The organism is Actinotalea ferrariae CF5-4 (assembly GCF_000603945.1).
Taxonomy (GTDB): Bacteria; Actinomycetota; Actinomycetes; order Actinomycetales; family Cellulomonadaceae; genus Actinotalea; species Actinotalea ferrariae.
Genome location: NZ_AXCW01000152.1, coordinates 1 through 9,523, shown reverse-complemented (window position 1 = coordinate 9,523; position 9,523 = coordinate 1). Strand labels below are relative to the sequence as shown.

Below are 9,523 nucleotides of genomic sequence, written 5' to 3'. Positions count from 1 at the left end.
CCCGCCCGGGCGCACCCGGCGGTTTCGCCGGTGGCGGCGCCCGTCCCGGTGGTGGCGGCGGTGGCCGTCCCGGCGGTGCCGGTCGCGGCAGCACGCAGGGTGCCTTCGGGCGCGCCGGTGGCCGCCCCGTCCGCGGGCGGAAGTCCAAGCGCGCGAAGCGCCAGGAGTTCGAGCAGATGCAGGCGCCGTCGCTCGGCGGCGTGCAGGTGCCCCGCGGCGACGGGAAGACCGTCGTCCGGCTGCGCCACGGTGCGTCGCTCAACGACTTCGCCGACAAGATCGACGCCAACCCGGCCAGCCTGGTGACCGTGCTGTTCCACCTCGGCGAGATGGCGACCGCCACGCAGTCGCTCGACGAGGACACGTTCGGCACGCTCGCGACCGAGCTCGGCTACATCATCGAGATGGTCTCGGCGGAGGAGGAGGACCGCGAGCTGCTCGGGGCCTTCGACATCGACCTCGAGGCGGAGCTCGCCGACGAGAGCGACGAGCAGCTCACGGCGCGGCCGCCGGTCGTGACCGTGATGGGCCACGTCGACCACGGCAAGACCAAGCTCCTCGACGCGATCCGCTCCGCGGACGTCGTCGCGGGCGAGGCCGGCGGGATCACCCAGCACATCGGTGCCTACCAGATCCACACCGAGCACGAGGGCATCGAGCGTGCCGTGACCTTCATCGACACCCCGGGCCACGAGGCGTTCACCGCCATGCGTGCCCGCGGTGCCCAGGTCACGGACATCGCGATCCTCGTGGTCGCGGCGGACGACGGCGTGATGCCCCAGACGATCGAGGCGCTCAACCACGCGCAGGCGGCCGGCGTGCCGATCGTCGTCGCGGTCAACAAGGTGGACAAGGAGGGCGCCAACCCGGCGAAGATCCGGCAGCAGCTCACCGAGTACAACCTCGTGGCCGAGGAGTACGGCGGCGACACGATGTTCGTCGACATCTCCGCGCTCAAGCGCATGGGCATCCCCGACCTCATCGAGGCGGTCCTGCTCACGGCTGACGCGGCGCTGGACCTGCGGGCCAACGCCGACAAGGACGCCCGGGGCGTCGCGGTCGAGGCCAACCTCGACAAGGGCCGCGGCTCGGTCGCGACCGTCCTCGTGCAGTCCGGCACGCTGCGGGTCGGCGACGCGATCGTCGCCGGCACGGCCTACGGCCGGGTGCGGGCGATGTTCGACGAGCACGGCGGCACGGTCGACGAGGCCACGCCCGCCCGTCCGGTCCAGGTCCTGGGCCTGACGTCCGTCCCGCGTGCCGGCGACACCTTCCTGGTGGCACCGGACGACCGGACCGCCCGGCAGATCGCCGAGAAGCGCGAGGCCGCCGAGCGGGCCGCCCTCCTGGCGAAGCGTCGCAAGCGCATCAGCCTCGAGGACTTCACGAGCGCGCTGCAGCTGGGCAAGGTCGAGACCCTCAACCTCGTCCTCAAGGGCGACGTCTCCGGTGCCGTCGAGGCGCTCGAGGACGCCCTGCTCAAGATCGACGTGGGCGAGGAGGTCGCGCTGCGGGTCATCCACCGTGGTGTGGGTGCCATCACGCAGAACGACGTGAACCTGGCGACGGTCGACAACGCGATCATCCTCGGCTTCAACGTCAAGTACGCGGAGCGCGTCGAGGACCTCGCCGACCGCGAGGGTGTGGACGTCCGGTTCTACTCGGTCATCTACCAGGCGATCGACGACGTCGAGGCGGCCCTCAAGGGCATGCTCAAGCCGGAGTACGAGGAGGTGCAGCTCGGTACCGCCGAGGTGCGCGAGATCTTCCGCTCCAGCAAGTTCGGCAACATCGCCGGTTGCCTCGTGCGGTCGGGCACGATCCGCCGCAACACCAAGGCGCGCGTCCTGCGCGGGGGCACGGTCGTGGGGGACAACCTCGCCATCGAGTCGCTCAAGCGCTTCAAGGACGACGCGACCGAGGTCCGCGAGGGCTACGAGTGCGGTATCGGCCTCGGGTCGTTCAACGACCTCCAGGTCGACGACGTCGTCGAGACGTTCGAGATGCGCGAGAAGCCTCGCTCCTGAGGTCGTCGCCGGGGGGCCGGGGGTCGGGAGACCGACGCCCGGCCCCCCGGCGCCCTCCTTCGTCGGGCGCCCTGCCAGGCCCACCACGGTCCGGGCATCGGTCTCCCGACCCCCTCACGGTGTCACCGTGGGTACCCGCTCGGGGCCTGCCAGGCCCGCGGGTCGTGTCCTGCCAGCCGCTCACCAGGGCGGCGCAGCCCCTGACCGGGGCGGGAAAGGGAGTCTCTCGTGGTTGATCATCCTCGGGCTCGGAAGGTCGCGGACCGGATCCAGCAGGTCGTGGCGCAGATGCTCGACACCCGGGTGAAGGACCCCCGGCTCGGGTTCGTCACGGTCACGGACGTCCGTGTCACCGGGGACCTCCAGCACGCATCGGTGTTCTACACCGTGCTCGGTGACGAGGAGGCGCGGGCGGGCTCCGCGGCTGCCCTGGAGAGCGCCAAGGGGCTCATCCGCTCCGAGGTCGGCAAGCAGATCGGCATCCGGCTCACGCCGACCCTGGAGTTCATCGCCGACGCCATCCCCGAGACGGCGGGCCACCTCGAGGAGACCCTGCGTCGCGCGGCGCAGCGCGACGCCGAGCTCGCCGCCCTCGCGGCCTCCGCCCAGTACGCCGGTGACGCGGACCCCTACCGTCACCCCGACGCGGGCGACGACACCGAGGACCTGGACGAACGGTGAGCGGCGCGGCCGGGGACCCGGCGACGGCCGGGGCGTCATGAGCGGGCGGGCGGACGCGGCCGGCGCCCGGCCGGCTGCCGCCTCCGGCCTCGTCGTCGTCGACAAGTCGGCCGGGTGGACCAGCCACGACGTGGTCGCGCGCGTCCGGCGTCTCGCGGGGACGCGCAAGGTCGGCCACGCCGGGACGCTCGACCCGATGGCCACCGGGGTGCTCGTCCTCGGGGTCGAGCGGGCCACCCGGCTGCTCACGTACGTCGTCGGGGCGGACAAGGACTACGACGCCACGATCCGCCTCGGCGCCACGACCACGACCGACGACGCCGAGGGGGAGACCCTGACCACGGCCGACGCGTCGGCCCTGACCCCGGAGCAGGTCCGCGCGGCGGCCGTGCCCCTCACGGGCGCCATCCAGCAGGTGCCGTCCGCGGTCAGCGCCATCAAGGTCGACGGCAAGCGCTCCTACGCCCGGGTGCGGGCGGGGGAGGACGTCGTCCTGCCGGCGCGGCCCGTCGTCGTGCGCGTCCTCGACGTCGTCGCGACACGGCACGTGCCCGGCCCGGACGGCGGGGTGCTCGACGTCGACGTCCGCGTCACGTGCAGCTCGGGCACCTACGTGCGCGCGCTCGCCCGCGACCTCGGCGTGGCGCTCGGCGTGGGTGGGCACCTGACCGCCCTGCGTCGCACCCGGGTCGGGGGCTACGACCTCACGACCGCCCGGACCCTCGACGAGCTCGAGCAGTCGTTCGGGGTGCTCCCGCTGGAGGAGGCCGCCGCGGCCACGTTCGCGGTGCGGCGGCTCGACGCCGACGAGGCGACGGCGCTGTCCTACGGCAAGCGGATCCGCCCGACCTCCGACGGCCCGGCGGGGACGCCCGAGGCGCCGGTCGCGGCGTTCGCACCCGACGGCGGGCTCGTCGCCCTGGTCGCCGACAGGGAGGGCGGCACGAGGCCCGTCCTGGTCCTGCGTCCCGCATGAGGGGCGCCGCCGGCCGCCGGGCGCGGTGCGGGCAGTCGGCCGCGGGTGGCAGGCTTGGCCGGTCGGAGAACGTGTCGGGCCGTGCGGCCCGCAGAGGGAGAGCGCATGGAGTGCTGGACTGACCTGGACGACGTCCCCCGGGACGTCGGGCCGTCGGTCGTCACGATCGGCAACTTCGACGGCGTGCACCGCGGTCACCGCTCGGTCCTGGCACGCATGGTCGCGGCGGCCCGCGCGCTCGGCGGACGGGCGGTCGCCGTCACGTTCGACCCCCACCCGCTCCAGGTGCACCGGCCCGACACCGCCCCGGAGCTGCTGACGGGCGTCGCGGACCGGCTCGAGCTCCTCGCCGAGACCGGGCTGGACGCGGTCCTGCTGCTCGAGTACACCCTGGAGTTCGCGCGGACGACGCCGGAGGACTTCGTGCGCCGCTACCTCGTGGAGGCGCTCGGGGCCGCGCGCGTCGTCGTCGGGCGTGACGTCCGGTTCGGGCGCGACAACACTGGGGACCTCGCGACCATGGCCGAGCTGGGCCGGCGCCACGGGTTCGAGGTGGACGTGCTCGAGGACATCCACGGCACCGCACCCGCGGAGCGCCGCTGGTCCTCGACCTGGGTCCGCGAGCTGCTGACCGCGGGGAACGTGGAGGCGGCCGCGCAGATCCTCGGCCGCCCGCACCGCGTGCGCGGGGTCGTCGTGCACGGGGACGCCCGCGGCCGGGAGCTCGGCTACCCGACCGCGAACCTGGGGCGGACGTCGGGCATGGTGCCGGCCGACGGCGTGTACGCCGGGTGGATGCGTCGGGTGCACCACCCGGCCGGGCTGCCGGACGGCTACCTGCCGGTCGCCGTGTCGATCGGGACGAACCCGACCTTCGACGGCGTCGAGCGGCGGGTGGAGGCGCACGTCCCCTCCCGCACCGACCTGGACCTGTACGACGAGGAGGTGGTCGTCGAGCTGGTGCACCGGCTGCGGCCCACCCTGCGCTTCGCCTCCGTGGAGGAGCTCGTCGACCAGATGGCGCAGGACGTGGAGCGCACGCGCGCCCTGCTCGCGGACGGTCCCCTGGTGCTGCGGGGGGCTGCGGGGGCGTAGCCGGGAGGCCGGATCCGGGGCTGCTACGATGGCTGCGCCGTCAGAACGGCCGCGGACCCAGAGCGCCCCGGGTGGACATGCCCCGGAGCACCGCGCAACGAACCCGAGGAGAGCCTGTGCCCCTTGATGCCGCCACGAAGCAGCGGATCATGTCCGAGTACGCCACCACCGAGAACGACACGGGCTCCCCGGAGGTCCAGATCGCGCTGCTGACGCAGCGGATCAAGGACCTGACCGAGCACCTCAAGCAGCACAAGCACGACCACCACTCGCGCCGCGGGCTGCTCCTGCTCGTCGGCCAGCGCCGTCGCCTTCTCGGCTACCTCCAGAAGGTCGAGATCGAGCGCTACCGGAGCCTCATCGAGCGCCTCGGCCTGCGCCGCTGAACGTCCCGGACCAGCCCGGACCCCCTCGGGTCCGGGCTGGTCCGGTGTCGGGCGCCGCACCACGGCCGCCCGGCACCCGTCCGCTCGGGGCCGCCGAGGGCACAGACCTCGGGGCCACGCGCGGACGGTGCACCACCACCGCACAGTCGCGCCCGTACCGGTGCCCGGTCCTCGGTAGTGGCTCGCGGAGAGCGGTCGGCCCCGTGCCGGCCCTCCGCGGACCTCGATCGAAGACCGTCGCCAGGCGGGCGCCCTCGAGACAAGGAGGGCTCCCGTGGAGGGACCCGAGATCCAGTTCGCCGAGGCCGTCATCGACAACGGCCGCTTCGGCACCCGCACCGTCCGCTTCGAGACCGGCCGTCTCGCCAAGCAGGCCGCCGGCTCCGCCGTCGCCTACCTGGACGGCGACACGATGCTGCTGGCGGCCACCACGGCCGGCAAGCACCCGCGCGAGCACTTCGACTTCTTCCCGCTGACGGTCGACGTCGAGGAGCGGCAGTACGCGGCCGGCAAGATCCCCGGCTCGTTCTTCCGCCGGGAGGGCCGCCCGTCCACCGACGCGATCCTCGCGTGCCGCCTCATCGACCGCCCGCTGCGCCCCCTGTTCGTCAAGGGCCTGCGCAACGAGGTCCAGGTCGTCGTCACGGTCATGGCGCTGCACCCGGACGACCCGTACGACGTCCTGGCGATCAACGCCGCGTCGATGTCGACCCAGCTGTCCGGCCTGCCGTTCTCCGGCCCCGTGGCCGGCGTCCGGATCGCCCTCGTCGAGGGCCAGTGGGTCGCGTTCCCGCGGTACTCCGAGCGCGCGCGGGCCTCCTTCGACATGGTCGTGGCCGGCCGCACCGTCGGTGACGACGTCGCGATCGCCATGATCGAGGCCGAGGCGCCCGAGAACGCCTGGAACCTCATCAAGGACGAGGGCGCCACGGCGCCGTCCGAGGACGTCGTGGCCCAGGGCCTGGAGGCGGCCAAGCCGTTCATCCGTGCGCTCTGCGCCGCACAGGCTCAGCTCGCGGCCGAGAACGCCAAGGAGACGGTGGACTTCCCGCTGTTCCCCGACTACCAGCCCGACGCCTACGAGGCCGTCGAGGCCGCGGCGCAGGCGCGTCTGGCGGAGGCGCTGTCCATCGCGGACAAGACCGCCCGCAACGATCGCCTGGACGAGGTCAAGGCCGAGGTGCTCGCCGAGCTGGCGGACCGCTTCGAGGGTCGCGAGAAGGAGCTGTCGGCGGCCTACCGCTCGACGCAGAAGGCCCTCATCCGCCGGCGGATCCTCACCGACGGCTTCCGGATCGACGGGCGCGGCCTGCGCGACATCCGCACGCTGTCGGCCGAGGTCGAGGTCCTGCCCCGCGTCCACGGCTCGGCGCTGTTCGAGCGCGGCGAGACGCAGATCCTCGGCGTCACGACGCTCAACATGCTCCGGATGGAGCAGCAGCTCGACACGCTCTCCCCGGAGACGCGCAAGCGCTACATGCACAACTACAACTTCCCGCCCTACTCGACGGGTGAGACGGGCCGTGTCGGCTCGCCGAAGCGTCGCGAGATCGGGCACGGCGCGCTCGCGGAGCGGGCCCTCATGCCCGTCCTGCCGAGCCGCGAGGAGTTCCCGTACGCGATCCGCCAGGTCTCCGAGGCCCTGAGCTCGAACGGCTCGACCTCCATGGGCTCGGTCTGCGCGTCCACGCTCTCGCTGCTCAACGCCGGCGTGCCGCTGCGCGCGCCGGTCGCCGGCATCGCGATGGGCCTCGTCTCCGACACGGTCGACGGTGAGACCCGCTACGCGGCGCTCACCGACATCCTGGGCGCGGAGGACGCGTTCGGCGACATGGACTTCAAGGTCGCCGGCACGCGGGACTTCGTCACCGCGATCCAGCTCGACACCAAGCTCGACGGCATCCCCGCCGACGTGCTGGCCGGCGCGCTGACGCAGGCCAAGGAGGCGCGTCTGCACATCCTCGACGTCATGGCCGAGGCCATCGACGTCCCCGACGAGATGTCGCCCTTCGCCCCTCGGGTCATCACGGTGCAGGTCCCGGTCGACAAGATCGGCGAGGTCATCGGCCCGAAGGGCAAGATGATCAACCAGATCCAGGCCGACACCGGTGCCGACATCTCCATCGAGGACGACGGCACGGTGTACATCGGCGCGACGGACGGCCCGTCCGCCGAGGCGGCTCGCGCGGCGATCAACGCCATCGCGAACCCGCACATGCCCGAGGTCGGCGAGCGCTTCGTCGGCACCGTGGTCAAGACGACGTCGTTCGGCGCCTTCGTGTCGCTGTCGCCCGGCAAGGACGGCCTGCTGCACATCTCGCAGATCCGTCGGCTCGTCGGCGGCAAGCGCGTCGAGAACGTCGAGGACGTCCTGTCGATCGGCCAGAAGGTCCAGGTCGAGATCGGCGAGATCGACCCGCGCGGCAAGCTGTCGCTGCACGCGGTCGTCGAGGACGGTGCCGCCGAGTCCGGCGACGCCGCCGAGGGGGACCAGGCCTGAGGTGCCGCTGAACCTCCCGCTGGTGAGCCCGGGTGAGCCGGGCAGCCGGCTGACCGCCGGGCAGGACGGCGGCGCCCTCGTGCGCCGGTCCGTCCTGCCCGGCGGTGTCCGGGTCCTCACCGAGTCGATGCCGGGACTGCGCTCGGCCACCGTCGGCGCGTGGGTCGGGGTGGGCTCGCGCGACGAGCGCGACGGTCACCACGGCTCCACCCACTTCCTCGAGCACCTGCTGTTCAAGGGCACCGAGCGCCGGGACGCGATGGACATCGCCGAGGCGTTCGACGCCGTGGGCGGCGAGGCCAACGCCGCCACGGGCAAGGAGCACACCTGCTACTACGCCCGTGTGCTCGACGCCGACCTGCCGATGGCGGTCGACGTCATCACCGACATGGTCACGTCGGCGACCCTGGACCCCGACGAGCTCGAGATCGAGCGCGGCGTGATCCTGGAAGAGCTCGCGATGAACGACGACGACCCGTCGGACGTGGCGCACGAGCAGTTCGCGGCCGTCGTCCTGGGCCACCACCCCCTCGGGCGTCCGATCGGCGGGACACCCGGGACGATCGAGGGCGTCCCGCGGGCCGCCGTGCACGACCACTACGCGGAGCACTACCGCCCCGCGACGCTCGTGGTGACCGCCGCCGGCGGCGTGGACCACGACGCCCTGTGCGCGCAGGTCCTCGAGGCGGTGCGTTCCGGGGGCTGGGCGCTGGACGACGCCGCCGTGCCCGCACCGCGCCGGTCCCCGTCGGCGCGCCCCGCCGGCGAGCCGGACGGCCTGCCGGTGGAGGGGACCGAGCTCGTCGTCCACCGCACGACCGAGCAGGCGAACGTCGTCGTGGGGGGCCTCGGGCTCACGGCCACGGACGACCGGCGGTTCGTCCTGTCGGTGCTGAGCGCCGCCCTGGGCGGCGGCATGAGCAGCCGGCTGTTCCAGGAGATCCGCGAGAAGCGCGGCCTGGCGTACTCGACGTACTGCTTCGCCTCCCAGCACGCCGACGCCGGCATCTTCGGCCTCTACGCGGGATGCACCCCGACCAAGGTCGACGAGGTGCTCGAGCTGCTGCACCACGAGTGGGACCGGCTCGCCGAGGACGGCATCACGGAGGCCGAGCTGCGGCGCAGCATCGGTCAGCTCTCCGGAGGTCTGGTCCTGGGTCTGGAGGACTCCGGCTCCCGCATGAGCCGGCTCGGCAAGGCCGAGCTGGTCCACGGTGAGCTGCTCTCCCAGGAGGAGACGCTCGACCGGATCCGCGCGGTGACGCGGGAGCACGTGCAGGAGCTGGCCGTCGAGCTCGCCTCCCGGCCGCGCTCGGTCGTCAAGGTCGGCCCCTTCGGCTGAGTGCCTGCGCGGGCGTCGGTCGAGCGAGCCTCAGTCGAGCGAGCCCAGGGCGTCGGACGCAGCGCGGCGGTCCGCGGCCAGGAAGGTCGTCACCAGCGACGTCACGGCGGCCGCGAGGGCTGTCCCCGCAGCGGCGCCGTCGACGCCCGCCCACAGCAGCGTCGCGGCGCTCCACGGACTGGTCGCGCTCACCACGAGCAGCATCGCGTGGGCGGTCAGCGCCGTGAGCGTCGTGAGCGGGTGCCGCCCGGAGGCCCGCCACGCGAGGGCGCCGAGCAGCACGGCGGCGGGCAGCACCCCGCCGAGCGGCAGCCCCGGGACGACGGGGCCGCGTCCCACCAGGACGACGTCCCCGGTCCACGCCAGCAGCGCGGCGGTGAGCCCTGTACCGACGAGGACGAGCCCGAGCACCACGAGCCGGGCGGCCCGGCTGCACCGCGGGTGGCTCCGTGCCGGGGCCGGCCCGGGACGGAGCCCGACGGCGAGCGCGCCCGCGAGCACGGACAGGGCGGCCCC

8 protein-coding genes are annotated in these 9,523 nt (G+C 73.5%); 7 read left to right on the top strand and 1 reads right to left on the bottom strand.

All coding sequences use genetic code 11. The features are described 5' to 3' along the window. From infB to N866_RS12870, 7 genes are all read left to right on the top strand, one after another. On the top strand, nt 1–2,027 hold a 2,027-nt coding region (gene infB / locus N866_RS12900; RefSeq protein ID WP_034226953.1), incomplete at its 5' end, for a translation initiation factor IF-2. A gap of 228 nt (nt 2,028–2,255) precedes the next feature. Continuing rightward, nucleotides 2,256–2,708, top strand: a complete 453-nt coding sequence (gene rbfA / locus N866_RS12895) for a 30S ribosome-binding factor RbfA (RefSeq protein WP_034226947.1) — start codon at nt 2,256–2,258, stop codon at nt 2,706–2,708. 37 nt (nt 2,709–2,745) lie between these two features. Next, entirely contained in the window at nt 2,746–3,684 is a 939-nt protein-coding gene (gene truB / locus N866_RS12890; RefSeq protein WP_034226944.1) for a tRNA pseudouridine(55) synthase TruB, read from the top strand. Nucleotides 3,685–3,789: 105 nt separating this feature from the next. Continuing rightward, nucleotides 3,790–4,779, top strand: a complete 990-nt coding sequence (locus N866_RS12885) for a bifunctional riboflavin kinase/FAD synthetase (RefSeq protein ID WP_034226941.1) — start codon at nt 3,790–3,792, stop codon at nt 4,777–4,779. Nucleotides 4,780–4,895: 116 nt separating this feature from the next. Then, complete coding sequence (rpsO, locus tag N866_RS12880; RefSeq protein WP_034226939.1) at nt 4,896–5,165, top strand: 30S ribosomal protein S15; 270 nt, start codon at nt 4,896–4,898, stop codon at nt 5,163–5,165. Between the two features lie 274 nt (nt 5,166–5,439). Then, a complete protein-coding gene (locus N866_RS12875) occupies nt 5,440–7,665 on the top strand; it encodes a polyribonucleotide nucleotidyltransferase (RefSeq protein WP_034226937.1) in 2,226 nt (741 codons plus the stop codon). A gap of 1 nt (nt 7,666) precedes the next feature. Beyond that, the gene (locus tag N866_RS12870; protein WP_052023018.1) at nt 7,667–9,007 is read left to right on the top strand and encodes a M16 family metallopeptidase; all 1,341 of its coding nucleotides are present in this window, start codon (nt 7,667–7,669) and stop codon (nt 9,005–9,007) included. A gap of 30 nt (nt 9,008–9,037) precedes the next feature. Here the strand turns inward: N866_RS12870 and N866_RS21410 are convergent. Next, on the bottom strand, nt 9,038–9,523 hold a 486-nt coding region (locus N866_RS21410), incomplete at its 5' end, for a hypothetical protein (protein ID WP_034226935.1).